Source organism: Rhizobacter sp. P2_H2 (assembly GCF_056403375.1).
Genome location: NZ_JBFUFP010000028.1, coordinates 1 through 20,059, shown reverse-complemented (window position 1 = coordinate 20,059; position 20,059 = coordinate 1). Strand labels below are relative to the sequence as shown.

Annotated in this window: 15 protein-coding genes, 1 tRNA gene and 1 pseudogene; 1 reads left to right on the top strand and 16 read right to left on the bottom strand. The window is 70.7% G+C overall.

The genetic code is table 11. From position 1 onward, the window contains the following. From AC1D15_RS04185 to AC1D15_RS04155, 7 genes and pseudogenes are all read right to left on the bottom strand, one after another. Positions 1–188 (bottom strand): annotated as a pseudogene (locus AC1D15_RS04185) (YncE family protein); the annotation flags it as partial. 20 nt (positions 189–208) lie between these two features. Beyond that, entirely contained in the window at positions 209–1,384 is a 1,176-nt protein-coding gene (locus tag AC1D15_RS04180; RefSeq protein ID WP_047507182.1) for a DUF3570 domain-containing protein, read from the bottom strand. Next, positions 1,371–1,598 carry a DUF4266 domain-containing protein gene (locus tag AC1D15_RS04175; RefSeq protein WP_465110505.1) on the bottom strand — a complete coding sequence of 76 codons (228 nt, stop codon included), beginning with the start codon at positions 1,596–1,598 and terminating at the stop codon, positions 1,371–1,373. Before AC1D15_RS04175 ends, AC1D15_RS04180 begins: the two co-directional genes overlap by 14 nt. 5 nt (positions 1,599–1,603) lie before the next feature. Continuing rightward, positions 1,604–2,095, bottom strand: a complete 492-nt coding sequence (locus tag AC1D15_RS04170; RefSeq protein WP_465110506.1) for a TlpA family protein disulfide reductase — start codon at positions 2,093–2,095, stop codon at positions 1,604–1,606. After that, on the bottom strand, positions 2,092–4,659 hold the full coding sequence (locus tag AC1D15_RS04165; RefSeq protein WP_477825035.1) for a choice-of-anchor D domain-containing protein: 2,568 nt from the start codon (positions 4,657–4,659) through the stop codon (positions 2,092–2,094). Before AC1D15_RS04165 ends, AC1D15_RS04170 begins: the two co-directional genes overlap by 4 nt. A 4-nt stretch (positions 4,660–4,663) precedes the next feature. Next, positions 4,664–6,154, bottom strand: coding sequence for a DUF1552 domain-containing protein (locus AC1D15_RS04160; RefSeq protein ID WP_477825034.1), 1,491 nt, complete (start codon positions 6,152–6,154; stop codon positions 4,664–4,666). Further along, a complete protein-coding gene (locus AC1D15_RS04155) occupies positions 6,151–7,977 on the bottom strand; it encodes a DUF1592 domain-containing protein (protein WP_477825033.1) in 1,827 nt (608 codons plus the stop codon). Before AC1D15_RS04155 ends, AC1D15_RS04160 begins: the two co-directional genes overlap by 4 nt. Positions 7,978–8,224: 247 nt before the next feature. Here AC1D15_RS04155 and AC1D15_RS04150 point away from each other — a divergent pair, with 247 nt between their 5' ends. Continuing rightward, positions 8,225–10,534: a winged helix-turn-helix domain-containing protein gene (locus AC1D15_RS04150; RefSeq protein ID WP_477825032.1), complete on the top strand. Its 2,310-nt coding sequence runs from the start codon at positions 8,225–8,227 to the stop codon at positions 10,532–10,534. Positions 10,535–10,544: 10 nt separating this feature from the next. On the opposite strand, the gene AC1D15_RS04145 is transcribed toward AC1D15_RS04150, so the two are convergent. From AC1D15_RS04145 to AC1D15_RS04105, 9 genes are all read right to left on the bottom strand, one after another. Continuing rightward, positions 10,545–11,075, bottom strand: coding sequence for a hypothetical protein (locus AC1D15_RS04145; RefSeq protein WP_477825031.1), 531 nt, complete (start codon positions 11,073–11,075; stop codon positions 10,545–10,547). 183 nt (positions 11,076–11,258) lie between these two features. Further along, positions 11,259–12,383, bottom strand: coding sequence for a Fic family protein (locus AC1D15_RS04140; protein ID WP_477825036.1), 1,125 nt, complete (start codon positions 12,381–12,383; stop codon positions 11,259–11,261). A gap of 34 nt (positions 12,384–12,417) precedes the next feature. Then, positions 12,418–12,510 (bottom strand) — tRNA-Sec (locus AC1D15_RS04135). Positions 12,511–12,519: 9 nt separating this feature from the next. Then, on the bottom strand, positions 12,520–14,463 hold the full coding sequence (gene selB / locus AC1D15_RS04130; RefSeq protein ID WP_477825030.1) for a selenocysteine-specific translation elongation factor: 1,944 nt from the start codon (positions 14,461–14,463) through the stop codon (positions 12,520–12,522). Beyond that, the gene (gene selA, locus AC1D15_RS04125; RefSeq protein ID WP_477825029.1) at positions 14,460–15,917 is read right to left on the bottom strand and encodes an L-seryl-tRNA(Sec) selenium transferase; all 1,458 of its coding nucleotides are present in this window, start codon (positions 15,915–15,917) and stop codon (positions 14,460–14,462) included. Before selA ends, selB begins: the two co-directional genes overlap by 4 nt. After that, complete coding sequence (gene fdhE, locus AC1D15_RS04120) at positions 15,917–16,930, bottom strand: formate dehydrogenase accessory protein FdhE (RefSeq protein WP_477825028.1); 1,014 nt, start codon at positions 16,928–16,930, stop codon at positions 15,917–15,919. Before fdhE ends, selA begins: the two co-directional genes overlap by 1 nt. After that, positions 16,930–17,553 carry a formate dehydrogenase subunit gamma gene (locus AC1D15_RS04115; protein WP_477825027.1) on the bottom strand — a complete coding sequence of 208 codons (624 nt, stop codon included), beginning with the start codon at positions 17,551–17,553 and terminating at the stop codon, positions 16,930–16,932. The genes fdhE and AC1D15_RS04115 overlap by 1 nt, the downstream gene beginning before the upstream one ends. Further along, entirely contained in the window at positions 17,550–18,437 is an 888-nt protein-coding gene (gene fdxH / locus AC1D15_RS04110) for a formate dehydrogenase subunit beta (RefSeq protein ID WP_477825026.1), read from the bottom strand. Before fdxH ends, AC1D15_RS04115 begins: the two co-directional genes overlap by 4 nt. Before the next feature lie 3 nt (positions 18,438–18,440). Next, on the bottom strand, positions 18,441–20,059 hold a 1,619-nt coding region (locus AC1D15_RS04105), incomplete at its 5' end, for a molybdopterin dinucleotide binding domain-containing protein (RefSeq protein ID WP_477825025.1).

Below are 20,059 nucleotides of genomic sequence, written 5' to 3'. Positions count from 1 at the left end.
GCTGGTGCTGGTGCTGGTGCTGGTGCTGGTGCTGGTGCGGGCGATGGTGCCGGCGCCGGAGCCGGAGCCGGCGTGCCCCCGCCCACCGGCGACGGTGCCGGCGCATCGTCATTGCCGCCACCGCAGGCGGCGAGCAGCAGCAAGGCGCTCAGCGCCACGCGGCGGGAACGGAAAAGTATGTCGTTCATGGGCGAGGGTTCCGTGAGGGTCAGAAGCGGGTCGCGAGACCCCACTGCACGATCGTGGCGTCGAAGGTGTCGATGCCGGGCGAGCCCTTGCCGCCCAGGCGCCAGTCCGAGCGCTGCTGGTAGCGCTCCAGCTTCAGGTCGGTGGTCCAGTTGCCGAAGTGCAGCTCCAGCTTCAACCCGAGCGTGATGCCGCCGAAGGCCGACAGCCGCTGGTCGGCCGACGAGAACTCGGGCGTGCCCACCGGCCCCGGGTACACCGCGGTGTCGGGCACCGGGTCGTAGTAGAACGACGCGGCGTTCTGCGTGTAGTACCGGAACGACGGCGTCACCGAGAACAGGTCCGACACCGGTTGCACCCACGCCGTCTCCAGCGTGTTCGCGCGGATGCCGAAGGTGTCGTTGTAGTAGCGGTAGCTCGCGCGCAGCGTGCCCGACACCGACTCGAAGTGGTGGTTCCAGCGCAGCATGCCGATGCTCGCATCGCGCTCGCGCGGCCGGTGGTCGTACAGCTTGTACGGGTCGTTGAAGTAGCCGCGGCCCACCGAGTAGGTCAGGCTCAGCTGCGCGATGTCGCGCGGCGACAGCGCCTGCGTCACGCCCAGCGTCAGCTCCGAGGTGGTCTTGCGCTCGTCGATGACGATCTCGTTGACCGGGTCGATGCGGTCGCGCGTGCCGGCGATGCCGATGTTGAACGTGGTGTTGTTGTCGGCGGTCGCGATGCGGCCTTCGAGCGACAGTGCGCTCGACTTGTAGTCGTTCTCGCTCGAATGCGCGGTGCCGAGCGCGAGGGCGCCGCGATCGAAGTAGCGCGTCACCTTCAGGTCGCCGGCGCGGCGCTTGTCTTCCATGCCCGGCGAGCGCGAGGCGCCCGACACGTCGCTGTAGTAGCGCGGCGTCGCGCCCGACACGTCGTCGATCACGCCCGAGCCCTCGATCGACCAGCGGCCGATCGGCGCCAGCACGTACAGCGACGGCGCCTTCACGGTGATGCGGTTGAGCCGGCTGCCTTCGCTGCCGTCGTAGTTCGGGTAGCGCACGTTGACGGCCTGGCTGTCCTTGTACTGCAGGTACTTGAACGCGATCAGGCCGTGCTCCGGCGGGTCTTCGGCGCGCGCCGCACCGGCGGCCAGCACGCCCGGCAGCGCGAGCGCGGCGGCGACGAGGTTGCCGACGCGGGCGGTCTTAGTTGCAGCCACAACCGCCTCCGCCGACGCCGGAGCCGCCCGAGGCCGCTTCCTTGCTGTTCAGGATGTGCACGTCGAAGCGCCCTTCGAGCGCGTCGCCGCCGAGGGTCATCTCGGGCTTCGCGAGCAGGCCCTTCTCCCAGGGTTGCGGCGGTTGCAGCACGGAGCAGCCGCCGAGGCCGGCGGCCAGCGCGAGCACGAGTGCGGTGGCGAGAGTCTTCGTCATGGACATCACTTCAGGGCCGCGACGATCGCGTCTTCCAATGCCTTGCGCTCGTCGTCGCGGAAGCCCGCATGCATCTGGACCACCTTGCCGTCGGCGCCGATCAGCACCGAGGTCGGCATGCCCTTCACGCCATAGCGCTTCGGCGTGTCGCCCGCTGCATCGAAGGCCACGACGAAGCTCGCCGGCACCTCGGCCAGGAACTTGTCGGCGTCGGCCCGCTTCGCGTCGAGGTTGATGCCGACGATCTGCAGGCCCTTCGCGCCGTACTTCGCCTGCATCTCGTTCATCCACGGGAACGACTGCTTGCACGGCCCGCACCACGAGGCCCAGAAGTCGATGTACACGACCTTGCCCTTCATCGCGCCGAGGTTCACCGCGCCGCGCGAGCCGTTCAGCTGGAACTCGGGGGCCGGCGTGCCGGCGTCGACGGCGGCCGCGGGCAGGGCGGCGAAGAGGCTGGCGCACAGGGCCAGCGCGAGGGCGGAGAGGCGGTTCATTGGGAGATTTCCTTGGAGACAGAAGCAGAAACAGGAACAGGGTGGCGGCGGCGCACCTGCAGCGCCGCGATGGCCAGCACCAGCAGCGCGAGCCAGCGGGCATCGAGCGCACCCGCGCCTTCGTTGGTCGACGGGGTTTCGGCCTGGGCCGACAGCGCCACCTCGGTGGTCTGGCCGGCGGCCGACATCACCTTCAGCGTGCCGTGCATCGCACCGCCGCTGCCGGGGGCGAACACCACCGTCACCGTGCACGACTTGCCGGCCGCCAGCGTCCACGGCACGCCCGGGCAGGCATCCGAGGCCGAGCCTGACGCGACGATGAAGCCCGCGCTCGTCGTCACCGCCGAGATCGTCGCGGCCGCCGCCGAGCTGTTGGAGATGCGCACCGTCAGCGGATCGCTGCGCGCCCCGGTGCGCACCGTGGTCGAGCGGTAGTCGAGGGCCGTCGGCGCCACTGCGAGCGTGCCGGTGGCCGGGGGCGTGCCGCCTCCCGTGTCGGGCGGCGTCGTGCCGCCTCCGCCGCCAGGTGGTGTCGTGCCACCGCCGTCACCAGGCGGTGTCGTGCCACCGCCACCCCCGGGCGGCGAGGCGGCGACGCCGCTGCCGCTCAGCGCGACGTCCGGCGGGTTGCTGCCGCTCGACGCGACCAGCAGCACCGCGCTGCGCACGCCGGCCGCGTCGGGCACGAAGCTGACGATCACCGTGCAGCTCGCATTGGCGGCCAGCGTGATGCCGCCGACGCAGGTGCCGCCGCCGACCGAGAACGCATCGGCCTGCGCGCCCGAGGTGCCGATCGACGACACCGTCACGCTGCCCGGCCCGTTGTTCACCAGCGTCAGCGGGCTGCCGGCCGCCGTCTTGCCGACCTCGGTGGACGGGAACTGCAGCGTGTTGGTATTGCCCTGCCAGGCCAGCACCGGCAGCACCGCTGTCGTGCCCTGGCCGGTCAGCACCACGCTGTTCGGCGAGCTGAACGCGTTCGACGTGATCGTCACCGTCTCGGCCGCGTTGTCGGCCGCCGGCGAGTAGGTCACCGTCAGCGTGCAGGCCACGCCGGGCGCGAGGCTGGCCGCGCAATCGTGGCTGGCCTTGAACTCGGTCGAGCTGCTGACGATGCTCGCGATCTGCAGCGCCGCGCTGCCGGTGTTCGACACCGTCACCGAGCGCGGCACCGAGCTCGTGCCCATCGACACCTGGCCGAAGCCGATCGACGGTTGCGACAGCGTCAGTTCCGGCGATGCGATCGCGATGCCGACGCCGCCGACCGACAGCGAGGCCGTGCCGCTCGGCGCGTTGCTCGCGATCTCGACGCTGGCCGAACGCGGGCCGAGCGCACTCGGCTTCAGCGCCACGGTCACCGTGCAGCTCGCCGCCGGCGCCACCGTCGCGCCGGCACAGGTGCCGCCGAGCACGATGTCGGCGGCGTTGGTGCCGCTCGCGCTGACTTTGCTGATCTTCAGGTCGCCCTGGCCGTTGTTCGTGACCGTCGCGGTGCGCGCGGCACCGGTGGTCGCGAGGCCTTGCGCGCCGAGGTCCAGCACGATCGCGTCCAGCGCCAGCCCGGGCTGCGCGTTCGCATTGCCGGTGCCGTTCAGCGTCACCATGGCAGCGGTGCTGCTCGCGCTGTGGGCGATCGCGAGGCTCGCGGCGCGCGCCCCGGTGGCCGCCGGCGTGAAGGCGATGTCGATGAAGCAGTTGCTGCCCGCGGCGACGCTGGTGCCGGCCTTGCAGGTCGAGGCCGAGGCGATCGCGAACTCCGCGGCCTGCGCGCCGCTCACCGTCAGCGTGTTGACCGTCAGCGCCGCGGTGCCGCTGTTGCCCAGCGTCACGCGCAGCGGGTCCGAGCTGGCGCCCACCGTCTGCGAGAAGCTCAGCGTGGTCGGCGACAGTGTCACCGTCGGCGAGCTGTCGGCGCCGGTGCCCGAGAGCGTCGCGGTGCTGCTGCCGGTGGCGCCGTTGTGGCCGACGGTCAGCGTGGCCGAGCGCGTGCCGGCGAGCGTGGGCTTGAAGGTCACCGTCACCGAGCAGGCGGTGCCGGCGGCGAGCGAGGTGCCCACCTTGCAGGTGCCGCCGCTGATCGCGAAATCGCTGCCCGCGGTGAGCCCGAGGCTGCTGATCACCAGGGCCGCGCCCGCGCCCACCGAGTTGTTGACCGAGAAGGTCTGTGCGGCGCTGGTGGTGCCCAGCGCCTGGCTCGTGAAGCTGAGGCTGCCCGGGCTGACCGACGGTGCCGGCTCCGGCGTGGTCGGCAGGTAGCTCGGCGTGCGGCCGAGCTGCTGGCCGATGTAGGCCGCCAGGTCGTTCAACTGCGCATCGGTGAGCTTGCCCTGCAGGAAGTTCATCTGCGTGTTGGTCACGATGATGCCCTTGATGTTGGACGCGCTCGTGCCGTTGGCGATGCGGTTCAGCGGGTTCGCCGGGATCGTGCCGTGGCAGGCGCTGTTGCTGCAGCTCTGCTTGCCGGCGACCAGCGTGGTCGTGAACAGCATCTGGCCGTTGCTGGCGCTCTGCGCCAGTGCGGGCCCGGCGACAGCCGCGAGAAGAAGAAGGAGGACGCGCTTCATCGCATCAGGCCTTCATCCACGGCAGGTCCTGCCCGGCCACCGACCAGATCGCGTCGGTGTGGTCGCCGTTGGCGCCGCGCACGTTCGGGTAGCCCCACGCGGTGGTGTTCACGTCGCTGGTGCTCACGCCCATCGCGCGCAGCACCATGCCCATCCACTGCGTGTACAGCAGGCCCGAGTACCAGTGCGGGTCCGACGACCAGTTGAACGAGTTCAGGTCGCGGTAGTCCAGCGACTGGCCGGTCTTGAAATAGCCGCCGGCATCGCCGAGCGCGATGATCGGGATGCAGCGGTTGTGGTGGTGGCCCGGGTTGCCACCCGAGCCGAGTTCGAAGCCGCTCGCGATCAGCGCCTTGTCGAACAGCGTCTTGCCGTCGGCCATCTTCACCTGGTCCATCTTCGCGGCCATGTCGAGCATGCAGCTCTCGAACTGCAGCTGCACCGCGGCGTTGAAGCCGGCGCGCTTGCCGCTGTCGTCCAGCGCATGCGCGTAGTCGTTGTGCCAGGCGTGTTCCGGCTCCGGGCCGAAGGTGTACGAGGTGGCGCCGTTCACGTAGACGCGGCTGATGCCGGCCGAGAAGGCCGCCACCACGATGTCGTTCCACAGCTGCTCCACCTGCGCCTGGCTCGGCGGCTGGCCGTAGAAGCCGGCCGCCGATTCCAGCGACGAGGTGTCGCTGGTCGGGCGCTGGAAGGTGCTGCTGACCGGCGTCTGCGCGAGCTTGCCTTCGACCTGGTTCAGCAGGTCGAGGTAGTCGCCGAGCCGCGACTTGCAGTCGGCCGAGCACGAGGCATCGGCCATCACCAGGTCGGCGTGTTCCTTCACGCGGTCGACCAGCACCGTCTTGTCGGTCGGTGCCGGGGTCGTGGTGCCGCCGCCGCTCGCGTTCTTGAAGAGGCGATCGAACAGCTTGACGTTGCTCTCGGCGGTCGGCGTGGTCTGCACGGTGGCGGTGCCGGATTTCGACAGCGACACCAGGTTGCGCACGATCGCCGGCTGCAGCACCGCGGTCGGGTAGAAGCTGCTCGCGCTGCCCAGCACCTGGTCGATGGTCGGGTTGGTGGCGTCGCCGCCCAGCGTGCCGCCGCGGTTGTGGCCGCTGCCGACCGCGAAGTCGAGGCCGTTGATGATGTTCATCTTCGACACCATGCGCGCCGTCAGCTTCGAGCTCTTGGCCTGCAGGATGTCGCTGATCACCGTCATGTCGCCCGAGGCCTTGGCGGCCGCGGCGAGCTGGGCCTGGCGGATCGTGATGCCGCCATAGCTCTGCGTCGCCGCAGGCGCCTGGTCGAGCAGCGGCCCGAAGAACTGGCTCTGGAACACGCCGTGCCAGGTGGTGGTGTGCACGAAGAAGCGCTCGGCCGAGGCGGCTGCCTCGGTGGCGGCGCGCGCCTCGCGCGGCAGCAGCGAAGGCAGCAAGGGCAGCGCGAGTGCGGTGCCGCCGGCGCCGAGCAGGAACTGCCGGCGTGACAAGGGGTTGAATGCGGGTTTCATTGCGCCCTCTGGATCGTGGTGAACTCGGTACGCAGCGCGACGGATGCGAACAGGCTGCGCAGGTTGGCGCCGTTGGCGGCCTGCACGCGCAGTGCTTCGATCAGTGCGCCGTCGGCGGCGGTCTCGGGACGGCCGAAGCTGTAGCGGACGTAGTTGCGTGCGAAGCAGCGCTCGAACTGGCCGCTGTCGAGGATGTACTGCTGCGTGGCCGCCGGCGACGCGACGGCGCGCGACGAGCCGTCGGCCAGCCGCACCAGCGCGGCGGTGTCGATCGGCTTCTCGCCGAGCAGCCCGCCCTTGTCATCGAGCACGCGTTCGGTGCTGCGCGCGCGGCCCAGCGAATCGAAGCCCTCGAAGGCGAAGCCCCATGGGTTCATCTGCGTCTTGTGGCAGCCGATGCACGAGGTGCCCTCCATCTCGGTGACACGTTCGACGCGCTGACGAGTGGTCAGCACGCCCGTGAGATCCGCCTTCGAGTTCGATTGGTCCATCGCCGGCGTCGGCATCGCCTCGCAGGTCAGCCCGAACAGCACGCGGCTGCCGCGCGAGATCGGCAGCGTCGTGTCGGTCGAGCCCTGGGCGATGTAGCCGATACGGGTGAGCAGGCCCACGCGCGAGGCTTCGGTGAAGAGCGGCGGCGCGGACTTGCCGTCCCACACCGCGGTCTTGTAGAGCGAGGCGATGTCGGCCGTCTTCGCGTACGAGTGGCGGTCGGTCAGCACCTGCTGCAGCGAGGCATTGCGCGCCGCCAGGTACGAGACCATGTCCAGCACCTCGTTCACGGCCGCATCGCGCGAGGTCGGCAGCGGCTTGAAGCTGCCGGCGAAGGCGTCGAACTTCGGATCGCCGACCTTGCCGTCCAGCGCCACCAGCTCCTGCAGGCGGAACCAGCCGCCGAAGAAATCGCGCATCGCGCGGTCGGAGCGGCTGTCGGCCATCAGGCGCTGGATCTGCGCGGTGTAGACGGCCGGCTTCAGCAGCGAGCCGTCATCGGCCAGCGTGTTCAGCGTGGCGTCGGGCACCGAGTTCCAGAAGTGCAGCGCGAGCCGGGTGGCCTGCTCGTGCGCGGTGAGCGACACGCACGTTGCGTTCGCATCGGTGGCGGCCTGCCCCTTCTCGACGACGAAGTAGAACTTCGGCGACGCGATCATCGTGCCGAGCACCTTGGCCACCGAGGCCTGCGTCGCGGCGTTGCCGGCGGCGGTGCGGTACACGTTCACCTCGGCATCGGTCAGCGGCTGGCGGAACAGCAGCCGGCCGGCCTTGCGGATGAAGCTGGTGACGCAGGCATCGGCGGTGCCGGTGCAGCTGCCCAGCAGCGTGTTCAGGCGGTTGGCGTCGGCCGTCATCGACTTCGCCAGCGTCTCGGCGGTGTCGTGCAGCGCGGTCACCTGGCGCAGGTTCACGCCGGTGTCCAGGCGCTCGTAACCCTTGTGACGAGATGTACTCGGGTCGACCAGCACGTCGGGCGGGAACTGCGTGGTGTCGCGCACCAGCGGCCCGACGCTCGCGGCGAGCGTGGCATCGCCGGTGAGCGCGGTGGTGACGTCGGTCAGCGCGTTGACCACCTGGTCGCGCGTCAGCCGGCGTGGCTTCGAGGCGGCGCTGCAGCCGGGGCCGGCGACATCGCCCGGCGTCACGGCCTTGATCGTCACGGCGGCGATCTGCGCATGGGGGTCGGTGTCGGCGGGCACGACCACGGCGTTGCCGTTGCCGTTGCTGCCGGTGGGCGGCGCAGCGGCCGCGGGCGTCGATTCACTCGAGTCGCCATTGCAGGCCGCAGCGAGTGCTGCGACACAGAGGGCCAGGAGGTGGGATCGCATGGTGCTCTCGGTTGGATGGCTGGTTGCGGGGGGCTTCGGGGCGCGATTCTGTTGAAATCGCTCTCAGGAGAATTGACGGAGGTTTGACCAATGTGTGCTCGTACGAGGTGAAAATGCGGACGCAACCGAGCGCAACAGGCGTAACGGTGACGAGTTGAAACAGGCGTATGACGGCCTGCCGGCAGAATGGGGAGGCATCAAGACACCGGCACGTACCGGTGTCGGCACCGGAGTCGCGAGGGAGTTGATGGACAACGAGGTGTTCGTTTTCGGCCAGTGCGAAGTCCGCGTCGCGACGCGCGAGGTGCTGCTGGCCGGCGCACAACAAGCGATGGAGCCGCGGCCGTTCGAGCTGCTGGTCTACCTGATCCGGCACCGCGGGCGCATCGTCAGCAAGGACGAGCTGCTCGACAAGCTGTGGTCCTTCGATTTCGTCACCGCCAGCGTGATCGCGCGCGCGGTGATGAAGATCCGCAAGGTGATCGGCGACGACGGCGAGACCGGCGAACTGATCAAGACCGTGCACCGCACCGGCTACCGCTTCATGGGGCAGGTGCGCGAGAAGGTGGCGCCGCCGATGGTGCCGGCGGTGTTGCCCGCGGCGGTGCCACAGGCGCAGCCGGACCCGCTGCCGTCATCCGGTTCGGCCGTCGTGCCGGTGGCGGCGCCCTTGTCGGCGCCGGTCTCGCTCGCGCTGCTGCCGTTCGAGAACCGGACCGGCAGCGGCGACCTCGACTGGCTGGAGCTCGGGCTGTTGTCGCTGGTGGTGCGCGACCTCGGCGCGCACCCGCGCATGCAGGTGAGCTCGATCCCGTCGCTGCTGAACGCGCTGCAGGCGGTGCCGAAGGAATCCGCCTTCGCCGACCGCGCCGACGACCTGGCGCGGCTGCTCGCGGTGCGCCACGTGGCGCGCGTCGAGGTGCACGGCGGGCCGCTGCGCTTCGAGCTGCGCTGCACGCTGGTCGGCGAGGGCCGCACCGACAGCACGATGCTCGCCGCCACCGGCCTGCCGAACCTCGGCCGCAACCTGGTGCGCTGGCTGGAGGCGCGCTTCTTCCCTGGCGAAGCGGCGGCCGAGCTGCATCCGGATGCCGGCGACAGCGTGCTGGGCCGCGCGCTGCAGGCGATCGCCGAACAGAAATGGACGCTCGCGCTGGAGCTGCTCGACCAGGTGCTGCGCCTCGAGCCGGCGCACCTCGGCGCGCAAGTGGAGCGCCTGCGCGCGCTGGTGGCGATGGACGACAGCGCCGCCTTCGAACTCGGCGACGTGCTGCTGGCGCGCCTGCGCGAGGAGCCGAACCAGGCGGCCGAGGCCGCGGTGCACTTCGAGCTGGCGCAGGCCCATGTGCGCCGGCGCGTCAACGACAAGGCCAAGCTCCACCTCGAGGAAGCGCTGCACAGCGCGCCGGGCAAGGCGGCGCGCGAATCGGTGGTGGCGACCACGCTGCTGCGGGCCGGCATCGCGATCAACGAATTCGATTTCACCGTCGCCTCGGCCTTGGTGGACCGGGCCGAGATGCTGTGCAACGGCAGCGGCAGCGTGTTCGACCAGTTGCGCATCCTGTCGCTGCGCATGGTGATCGAGGGCGAGACCGGCAGCATGGTGCAGGCCTGGAACCATGCGCGGCGCTCGGCGTCGCTGTACCGCGACCATGGTGTGCTGGTCGGCCAGGCGCGGGCCGAATGCAACGTGGCCAATTCGAGTGCGAGCCTGGGTCATTTCCGCATGGCCGAGGAGCATGGCGAGGCGGGCCTGGCGATCTCGCGCAGCCTGCAGGTGCCGACCGATTCGGCGGTGTCGGCGATGCTGCTGTGCGGCGTGTACCGGCAGCTGCGCAAGCCGACCAGCCTGGCGCGCGTGCTGTCGATCCTGGAATCTTTGGACACCGGCGACGGGCCGCGCAACGAGGGCTTCCGGCTGATCGGCCGGGCGCACTACGCGCTGGCGATCGGGCAGGCGGGCGAGGCGGCGTGGCGGCTGTCGCAGGCGGCGGAAGAGGCGGCTGCGAAGGGGCAGGAGATGCAACTGCATTTCGTGCTGCCGCTGCTGGCTGGTGCGCTGATCCACGACGGGCAGCTCGACGCGGCGGACGAGGCCTGCGGGCGCATCGCATCGCTGACGAAGCTGGCGCGCGACCGCAACCTGCAGGGCGCGCTGTGGCACAGCCAGGCGCAGCTGGCGCTGGCGCGCGGCGACCGCGAGCGCGCGATCGCGCTGCTGCGCAAGGCGCGCGACGTGACGCCGCTCGGCTGGTGGAATGCGCATTCGCGGCTGGATGGCGCGTGGCTGTGCATCGAGCAGGGCCGCTCGGGCGAGGCGGTGGAGTTGCTGCGCGGTCTGGAGACCTGGCTCGACGAGCACCCGGCCGGGTTGGCGGTGTCGGCGCGGCTGTCGCACGCGCAAGGCCGCAGCGGCGAGGCGCGCGCGACGCATGCGCGGCTGGCGGCGAGCGTCGATGGCGAGCTGCCGGCGTGGCTGCTGGAGCTGGGCAGCTGCTACGAGGCGCAGTGGTCGGTGGAGGTGCCGAGCGCGCCGTGCGTGGTGACGTGGTTGTAGGCGTCCGCGATCAAGCCGGTTTCGGTGCCGATGCGGCGTCGGCCGCCGGCAGCTGCGGAAACCGGCAGGCGATGGAGAGCTTGTTGACGGCGACGACGCGGTCGACATTCTTGGTCGCCTTGCTGTAGGCCTCGGAGGCCTCCCGGATCTCGGTGCGGGTCGCTTCGTAGACGGAGCCGAGGCGCGAGGCCGAGACGCCGTTCTGCTGCAACGTGTACTGGGCTGCGTTGGCGGCACCGGAGACCCCGCCCCACCCGGCGATCGCGGACTTGGCGGCCGCGGCCTGCGCGGCCAGCGCTGGAACGACGATCGACCCCGCGATGATGCCGACGGACGCGATGACGATCTGGGTCTTGCCTGATCCATAGAACGAGTCGCGCATGCCGATCATCTTTTCATCGCAGAGCTCGAGTGCGCGCTGGAAGTCGTCGTCGAGCGCGGCCTTTGCATTCTTCGAGTTGTCGGCGGTGCGTTCTGCCGTATCCAGCGCCGAGAACGAGGCCGTGGGCGGCTTGATCGTCGAGCAGCCGGCCACCGCCAACAGGATGAATGCTGCGCTCGCATGGCGTTTCATGGGACTCCTCCTCCGGACGATTGCATTGGACTGCCGCGACGTTACCGAGGCCGTGCGGGGCGTGCATCGTCTCCATTGCGGATGAGTCCGGCCCTGCGTTCCCGTCAGGTCAAGCCCATGCGRTTCGGTACAAAGGCCACTCGCATCGCGTCAGCGAACGGGGTCGGCCAGCTCGTACGCGGTGCTGCGCCCGCCCGCGGCCGACTTGCGCAGCACGCCCAGGGCCAGCAACTGCGCGATGTCCCGCAACGCGGTATCCGCCGAGCACTTGGCGATGGCTGCCCATTTGCTGCTGGTGAGCTTGCCGTCGAACTCGTCGAGCAGGCGGTTGAGCAGCTTCACCTGGCGCTCGTTCATCGGCGTGCCGGCCCACTGTTGCCAGAACCGCGCCTTGCCCAGCACGCCGTCGAGCGTGACCTGCGCCGTGGCGACGGCCCGGCCCAGCGTGCCGAGAAACCAGGCCAGCCAGCCGGTGGCATCCATCGAGCCCTTCTGCGTGCGTTCGAGGATGTCGTAGTAGTCCTTGCGCTCGCGCTGGATCTGCGCCGACAGGCTGTAGAAGCGTTGTCCGCTGCCGTCCGCACGGGCGAGGAACAGGTCGCCCACGGCGCGCGCGATGCGGCCGTTGCCGTCGTCGAACGGATGCAGCGTCACGAACCACAGGTGGGCGAGGCCCGCCTTGATCAGCGCGGGCTCGCCGGTGTCAGCGTTGGCCCAGGCGAGGAAGCGCGCCATCTCGGCGGGAAGCGACGCCGCCGGGGGCGCCTGGAAATGCACCTTGTGGCGATTCGCTTGGCCGGAGACGACCTGCATCGGTCCGCTCGCATCGTCGCGCCATTGGCCCACACTGATCCTGCTCATGCCGGAGTACCCGGTCGGAAACAGCGCCGCATGCCAGCCGAACAGCCGCTCGACGGTCAGGGGCTCGGCGCTGCGCGAGGTCGCATCGAGCACCATCTCGACGACGCCTTCCACATGCCGGTCCACCGGCGCCAGTGCGCCGATGTCCATGCCGAGCCGGCGGGCGATCGACGAGCGGACCGAGGCGACGTCCAGCACCTCGCCCTCGATCTCGCTGGTCTTGAGCACGTCGTCGGTCAGCGCGGCCAGATTGACCTGGTCGCGCAGCGCCGGCCCGACATCGGCCAGGTGGCCGAGAAGAACTCCCTGGCCACGGCTGATATCCGCCAATGGCTGGGCGAGCACAGACAGGTCATGGCGCCACTGGGGCCAGTCACTTGCCTGCCAGATGTAGAGGTTTTCTCCGCGATGCATGCGGTGATTAAGCCCTGGATTCGCCGCAGGCGGGCGGAGGGGAATGGGAGTCGAACCCACCCGGCGGCGCATGGCGCCACCCACCGGGTTTGAAGCCCGGCCGTCCCACCGGGGACGCTTCCCCTCCTCGGTTCCTTCAGCGCATCGTCATCGCAGGGCCCGTGAACAACGCGGTGTCGCTGCGCAACCGGTGCTCGTCGCCGACGCGGCGCAGCAGCCCGATGCGGTCGAAGTATTCGAGGATCTGGATCGCGCGCTTGCGGCCGAGGCCGGTGGCGTCGCGAAAGCGCGCGGCCGTGACGGCGCCGTCGGCAGCGCCCGCGGCGACGCTGCGCACGTGGGCGGCCAGCTGCGCCATCGTGGCCGGCGCGCAGTACAGGTCCTTCGCGACCTGGTGCAACTCGCCGCGCTGCGCCAGCCGCGCGAGCGTCGTGCGCATCAGCACCTCGCCCTCGCGCGTGTCGCGGGCGAGGTCGCGCACCCAGCTGCCGTCGAAGCCGGCGGCCGCGAGCAGCGGCGCCACCTTCTGCGCGATGCGTTCGTCGGCGGCCGACAGGCGCAGCGCGTGCTCGGGCAGGTGCACGAACGCACCGCGCACCGTGACGACGCCCTCGGCCTGCAGCTCGGCGAGCAGCGCGCTCCACGGTGGCGGCGGCAGGCGCGGGCAGGCGAGGCGGCGCAGCCGGGCGGCATCGGGGCCGGGCACGTCGGGGTCGCTGGCGTGGAAGCGGCGCAGCGTGTCGATCACCGCGCTGCGTGCGGCGGCGCGTTGCGTGGGGCCGAGGGCCCAGTCGGGCGCATCGGCCGCGGCCTGCGGTGTGATGCCTTCGGCACGCGCCCAGCGTGCGCGCGACAAGCCGTGCGGGGCGGCGGCCAGCAAGGCCTCGAAGCGTTGCGCCGCGGTGGGCAGCGACCACGCCGCCAGCTCGGCCAGCCGCTGCGGCGTGCGCCGGTAGCGCACCGGCGCGAACGGGTCGAGCACCGTGCCGCCGGCGATCGTGCGGGTGGCCGAGTTGTCGCGCAGCACGACGCGGTCGCCCCGCCATGCGCCGATGGGCGCCTGCAGCACGATCTGCACGAAGGCGCGGCCGCCGGGGGCAAGGCTGTCGGCCGCGGCGTCGACGCCGGCCAGCACGGCCACCGTGCCCATCGTGTCGCTCGCGCCGAGGTGCACGTGCACCGGCGTGCCCGAGCGCAGCGGGCGCGGCTCGCCGTGCCACAGCGTCAGCAGCGCATCGAGCCGGTCCGTCTCGACGCCGGCCCCGGCCCCGGCCCCGGCCTCGGCCGATACCAGCCATTGCCCACGCGCCACCTCGTGCTTGTCGACACCGGCCAGCGCCACCGCGCAGCGCTGGCCGGCATGCGCCTGCGTCGCGGCCTGGTTCTGCGTGTGCAGGCTGCGCACGCGGGCGTGGCGGCCGGCGGGCGAGGGGCACAGCGCCAGCTCGTCGCCGACCTGCACGCGCCCGGCATGCACGGTGCCGGTCACCACGGTGCCGACGCCGTCGAGCGTGAACGCCCGGTCGATCGCKAGGCGGAAGGCATCGCTCGCGCCGTCGCGCGGCGGCGTCTCGCGCGCCGCGGCGAACAGCAGCTCGCGCAAGGCCGGCAGGCCCTCGCCGGTCGGGGCCGCGACGGCGAGCACCGGTGCATCGGCGAGCGGCGTGCCGGCCAGCAGCGCAGCCACGTCGCCGCGCACCTGCGCGATGCGCGCGGCATCGACGCGGTCGCACTTGGTGATGAGCACCGCGCCGCGCGACAGGCCCAGCAGCGACAGCACCGCCAGGTGCTCGCGCGTCTGCGGCATCACGCCGTCGTCGGCGGCGACCAGCAGCAGCGCGAAGTCAATGCCGGTCGCGCCGGCCAGCATCGTGTGCACCAGGCGCTCGTGGCCGGGCACGTCGATGAAACCGATGCGCGGCGTGTACTCGTCGCCCGGCACATCGAGGAACGCATAGCCGAGCTCGATCGAGATGCCGCGCGCCTTCTCCTGCGGCAGCCGGTCGGTGTCGACGCCGGTCAGCGCGCGCACCAGCGTGGTCTTGCCGTGGTCGATGTGGCCTGCGGTGCCGACGATCATCCCAGCAGCTCGCGCAACGTGGGGAGCTGCCGGCCGAGCGCGTCGGCGTCTTCCAGGCAGCGCAGGTCCAGCAGCAGCCTGTCCTGCGCGATGCGCCCGATCACCGGCTGCGGCAGCGCGCGCAGCGCCGTGGCGAGCGCATCGAGCGCCGTGCCGATGCCCTTCTTCGACGCACCGGCCGGCGCGATCGCCAGCCCCGCCGACGGCAGCCGCTCCACCGGCAGCGAGCCGGAGCCGATCTGCCCCATCAGCTCGACCACCTCCACCTCGAAGCGCGGCGCCATCGCGGCGGCCACCGCCGGCTGCAGCTGCTGCGCCAGCGCGCGGATCGCGCCGGCCGGCCGCGTCAGCAGCCGCAGCGTCGGCAGGTCATGCGCGAGCCGCTCGGGCCGCAGGTACAGCATCAGCGTCGCTTCCAGCGCGGCCAGCGGCAGCTTGCTCATGCGCAGCGCGCGCTTCATCGGGAACTTGCGGATGCGCGCGATCGCGCCCTGGCTGCCGACGATCAGGCCGGCCTGCGGCCCGCCCAGCAGCTTGTCGCCGGAGAACGTGACCACGTCGCAGCCCGCCGCCAGCATCTCCTGCGGCAGCGGCTCGCGCGGCAGCCCGTACTGCGCCAGGTCGACCAGCGAGCCGCTGCCCAGGTCGGTGGCCAGCGGCAGCCCGTGCGCATGCGCGATGCCGGCCAGCGTCGCTTCATCGACCGAGTGCGTGAAGCCCTGCACCGCGTAGTTGCTGGTGTGCACCTTCATCACGAGGCCGGTGCGCGGCGTGATCGCGCGCTCGTAGTCCTGTGCATGCGTGCGGTTGGTGGTGCCCACCTCGACCATCTCGGCGCCCGCACTCGCCATCACGTCGGGCATGCGGAACGCGCCGCCGATCTCGACCAGCTCGCCGCGCGAGATGATCACCTCGCGCTCGCGCGCCAGCGCCGCGATCGTCAGCAGCACCGCGGCGGCGTTGTTGTTGACCACCGTCGCCGCCGCCGCACCGGTGATCGTGCACAGCAGGTCCTCGACGATCGAGTCGCGGTCGCCGCGCCCGCCCGAGGCCAGGTCGTACTCGAGGTTGTTCGGCGCCGCCATCACCGCCAGCAGGTGCTGCAGCGCGCTGTCGGCCAGCAGCGCGCGGCCGAGGTTGGTGTGGATCACCGTGCCCGTCAGGTTCAGCACCGTGCGCAGCCGCGGCGTGAGCCGCGCCTGCACGCGCGCCGCGAGCGCCGCCTGCAGCGCATCCGGCTGCAGCGCCTGCGCCGCCAGCCCGCCGGCCACCGCCTGCGCGCGCAGGCCTTCCAACAGCGCGCGTGCCTCGCCGGCCACCAGCGAGTGGCCATGCGCGTCGAGCAGCGCGCGCGTGGCGTCGCTGCGCAGCAGCTTGTCGATCGAGGGCAGGTCCTGGGGCCGTGCCTCCTGCGACCCGCCGCCGTGAACCACGGACGTCTCGGGCCGCTCCATCAGCCTCCCCCGCCGTCGTCAACGCCGTCGTCAGTGCCGTCGTCGCCGAACAGCAGCATCAGGTTGATGCCGTGCCGCCGGAACCCGGCCTCGCTGACCAGCAGGTCGAGCGTCACCGAGCCGAGGTCGTCGGCGACCGGCTCGACATTCACATCGCGCTCCATGTGCACGATCTTCAGGTAGTGGCCGCAGGCGTCGCAGGTCTCGGCCTCGGTGGCCGGCTTGGCCTCGCGGGCCTCGGTGCCCACGCGCTGCGGCGACTGGTAGTGGATGCCCTGGGTGCCGAGGCAGTGCGTGCACTTGATGCGCACCATGTGCCACTGCGCGGCGCACAGCGCGCACTGCAGGTAGCGGAAGCCGGCATCGCTGCCGCCGATGCGCGAGATGCTGGCCACCGGCCGGCTGCCGCAGCACGGGCACAGCGTGGCATCGTCGGTGCGGCCGAAGGGCGGCAGGCGGTCGGCACCGCGCGCCGCCTGCGTCGCGAGCACGAGCTGCGTCCAGTACACCTGCAGCGCCGCGGCCACCAGCGGGGCGGCGGCCAGGTCCAGCCCCAGCATCACGCCGGTCAGCAGGCGGTCGGCCTGCTGGTCGAGCCAGGCATCGTCGCCGGCATGGGTGTCCTGCAACGCCTGCACGGCGGCCAGCGCGGGGCTGCCCGCCAGGCGCGGCAGCAGCGCATCGAGCAGCCGGCGCAGGCCCTCACGCCAGGCGGCATCGCGCGGCCAGTGCTCGGCCGGCAGCGGCGGCAGGCCGGCCCGCGATGCGGCATCGAGCGCCGCCGCATCGGGCAGCGCAACGGCCGGGTACGCCTGCAGCAGCCCGTGCTGCGCCTGCGCCAGCTCGGCCATGAACAGCAGGAAATCGCGCATCGCATGCCCGCCGGCGGCCAGCTGGCGCAGCCGCATCTCGCGCTCGGCGAACACGGTGCCGCGCTCGGGCAGCCGCAGGTAAGGCACCTGCTGCCCCGCCTGCACCGCGATCTCTTCGGGTGACAGCAGTCGGCTCGACATCATTCCTTGCCGGTGATCTCTCGGTACCAGAGCGGGTGATTCTGCCGTGCCCAGGCCTCGGTGACGGTGCCGCGGGTCATCGCCCGCATCGTTCCCTTGACCCAGATCGCGGCGTACACGTGCACGATCACGCTGAGCACCAGCACCACCGCCGACAGCGCGTGCACCACCACCGCGATGCGGCGCAGCGGGATCGGGAAATAGTTGGCGAACCACGGCTGCCAGAACACGAAGCCGGTGATGAACAGCAGCAGCAGGCTGATGCCGAAGAGCCAGAACACCAGCTTCTGGCCGCCGTTGTACTTCTCGACCGGCGGCATGCCGTGCTCGTGGCCGGTCTTCATCAGGTGCGGGGCCGCCTTCAGCCACGCGGTGTCGCGCGGCTTCCAGGCGTTGTCGCGCCACACCTTGGCGAACAGCAGCACGAAGCCCGCCACCATCAGCACGCCGAAGAACGGGTGCAGGATGCGCGTCCACGGGCCGCCGCCGAACAGCATCGTCAGGAAGTAGAGGGCCGGGTGGAAGAACGCGAGCCCCGACAGCGCGGCGCAGAAGAACAGCATCGCCACCGCCCAGTGGTTCATGCGCGTGCCGTCGGCATAACGCCGGATGAAACGCTTCATGGCCGATCCTCCTCGTCCACCGGCTCCTCGACGGGGCCGACCTTCGTGTAGTGGAAGAAGCCGACCACCGCGGCGCCGATCATCGCGGCCAGCGCCAGTGGCTTGGCTGCGCCCTTCCACAGCGAGACCCACGGGCTGATCTGCGGGTTGGCCGGCAGCCCGTGGTACAGCTGCGGCTTGTCGCCGTGCTGCAGCACGTACATCACGTGCGTGCCGCCGACGCCGGGCGGGTCGTACACGGCGGCCTGCGCATAGCCGCGCTCCTTCAGGTCGGCGATGCGCTCGCTGCCGTACTCGAGCATGTCTTCCTTGCTGCCGAAGTGGATCGCGCCGGTCGGGCAGGCCTTCACGCAGGCCGGCTCCAGGCCGACGCTGACGCGGTCGGAGCACAGCGTGCACTTGTAGGCCTTGCTGTCCTTCTTGCTGATGCGCGGCACGTCGAACGGGCAGCCGGTGACGCAGTTGCCGCAGCCGATGCAGTTCTCCTCGATGAAGTCGACGATGCCGTTCGTGTACTTCACGATCGCGCCGGGCGCCGGGCAGGCCTTCAGGCAGCCGGGGTCGTCGCAGTGCATGCAGCCATCCTTGCGGATCAGCCACTCGAGCTTCATCTCTTCGTTGAGCGACTTGGTCTCCACCTCGGAGAAGCGCATCACCGTCCACGATTCGGCGCTCAGGTCGGCCGGGTTGTCGTACACGCCGACGTTGTTCCCCACGGTGTCGCGCAGGTCGTTCCATTGCATGCACGCCACCTGGCAGGCCTTGCAGCCGATGCAGCTGGAGACGTCGATCAGCTTCGCGACCTCGGTCGTCGTGCGCGCGTGCGGGCTCGGCGTGGTGGTGGCCGAGCGCGCGGCGATGTCGAGAGATTGCAGTGAACTCATGGCTCAGGCCTTCTCGATGTTGACCGTGAACGACTTGTACTCGGGCGTCTGCGTGTTCGCATCGCCGACGAAGGGTGTCAGCGTGTTCACCAGGTAGCCCTTCTTCGCCAGGCCCACGAAGCCCCAGTGGTTGGGCAGGCCCACCGTGTCGACCTTGCGGCCGTCGACGTCGAGCTGCGGAATGCGCTTGCTCACCAGCGCCACCGCCTTGATCGAGCCGCGCTTCGACGAGACCTTCACCATGTCGCCGTTGGCGATGCCGCGCGCCTTGGCCAGCTCTTCGCCGATCTCGACGAACTGCTGCGGCTGGATGATGGCCGAGGTCTCGACGTTCTTGGTCCAGTAGTGGAAGTGCTCGGTCAGCCGGTAGCTGGTGGCCACCAGCGGGAAGTCCTTCGGCGTGCCCATCATCTCGAGGTCGCCCTTGAACACGCGGGCCGCGGGGTTGGCGCGGGCCTTCGGGTTGTTCGGGTGCATCGGGTTGGCGGCCAGCGGCGATTCGAACGGCTCGTAGTGCTCCGGCAGCGGCCCCTCGGCCATGCCGGTCGGCGCGAAGAGCCGCGCGACGCCTTCGGCCGTCATGATGAACGGCTGCACGCGTTCGGCGTCGCCTGGGTTGGCATCGGGGCGGATGTCGGGCACGTCGGAGCCGCTCCACGCGGTGCCGTTCCACTGCACCAGCTTGCGCCGCGCATCCCAGGGCTTGCCATCGGGCGCGCTCGATGCGGCGTTGTAGAGGATGCGCCGGTTCGCCGGCCAGGCCCAGGCCCAGTTCAGCGTCTGGCCGATGCCCCACGGGTCGCTGTTGTCGCGGCGCGCCATCTGGTTGCCGGCCTGCGTCCAGGCGCCGCAGTAGATCCAGCAGCCGCTCGCGGTGCTGCCGTCGTCGCGCAGCAGGCCGAAGCCCGCGAGCTGCTCGCCCGCCTTCGCCAGCACCTTGGGCGGCGCCTTCGGGTCTTTGGGGTCGGGCGGGGCCAGCACGTCGGCCAAGGCCTTGCCGTTGTATTCCATCGCCAGCTCATCGGCCGACGGGCTGTGCGGGATCTTGTACGGCCAGGTCAGCTTGACGATCGGGTCGGGGAAGGCGCCGCCGTCCTTCGCGTAGGCGGTGCGCATGCGGTGGAACAGGTCGGCGATGATTTCCGGATCGCCGCGCGCCTCGCCCGGCGGCTCGGCGCCCTTCCAGTGCCACTGCAGCCAGCGGCCCGAGTTGGTCAGCGAGCCGTCTTCTTCGGCGAAGCAGGTCGACGGCAGCCGGAACACGGTGGTCTGGATGGCCTCGCTCTTCACGTCGTTGAACTCGCCGAAGTTCTTCCAGAACTCCGAGGTCTCGGTGTTGAGCGGATCGATCGTCACCAGGAACTTCAGCTTCGACAGCCCTTCGATGATCTTCTTCTTGTTGGGGAACGAGCCGACCGGGTTGAAGCCCTGGCAGATGTAGCCGTTGAGCTTGCCCTGGCTCATCAGCTCGAAGGCCTGCAGCACGTCGTAGACCTTGTCGATCTTCGGCAGGTAGTGGTAGGCCCACGAGTTCTCGGCCGTGGCCGCGGCGCCCCACCACGATTTCTGCAGGCTGACGAAGAACTTCGGGTAGTTCTGCCAGTAGCTCATCTGGTTGGGGC

Coding starts and splice junctions, on each gene's coding strand:
- AC1D15_RS04175 (WP_465110505.1), bottom strand. CDS start 1,598: ATGACGAAGACTCTCGCCACCGCACTCGTGCTCGCGCTGGCCGCCGGC.
- AC1D15_RS04170 (WP_465110506.1), bottom strand. CDS start 2,095: ATGAACCGCCTCTCCGCCCTCGCGCTGGCCCTGTGCGCCAGCCTCTTC.
- AC1D15_RS04165 (WP_477825035.1), bottom strand. CDS start 4,659: ATGAAGCGCGTCCTCCTTCTTCTTCTCGCGGCTGTCGCCGGGCCCGCA.
- AC1D15_RS04160 (WP_477825034.1), bottom strand. CDS start 6,154: ATGAAACCCGCATTCAACCCCTTGTCACGCCGGCAGTTCCTGCTCGGC.
- AC1D15_RS04155 (WP_477825033.1), bottom strand. CDS start 7,977: ATGCGATCCCACCTCCTGGCCCTCTGTGTCGCAGCACTCGCTGCGGCC.
- AC1D15_RS04150 (WP_477825032.1), top strand. CDS start 8,225: ATGGACAACGAGGTGTTCGTTTTCGGCCAGTGCGAAGTCCGCGTCGCG.
- AC1D15_RS04140 (WP_477825036.1), bottom strand. CDS start 12,383: ATGCATCGCGGAGAAAACCTCTACATCTGGCAGGCAAGTGACTGGCCC.
- selA (WP_477825029.1), bottom strand. CDS start 15,917: ATGGAGCGGCCCGAGACGTCCGTGGTTCACGGCGGCGGGTCGCAGGAG.
- fdhE (WP_477825028.1), bottom strand. CDS start 16,930: ATGTCGAGCCGACTGCTGTCACCCGAAGAGATCGCGGTGCAGGCGGGG.
- AC1D15_RS04115 (WP_477825027.1), bottom strand. CDS start 17,553: ATGAAGCGTTTCATCCGGCGTTATGCCGACGGCACGCGCATGAACCAC.
- fdxH (WP_477825026.1), bottom strand. CDS start 18,437: ATGAGTTCACTGCAATCTCTCGACATCGCCGCGCGCTCGGCCACCACC.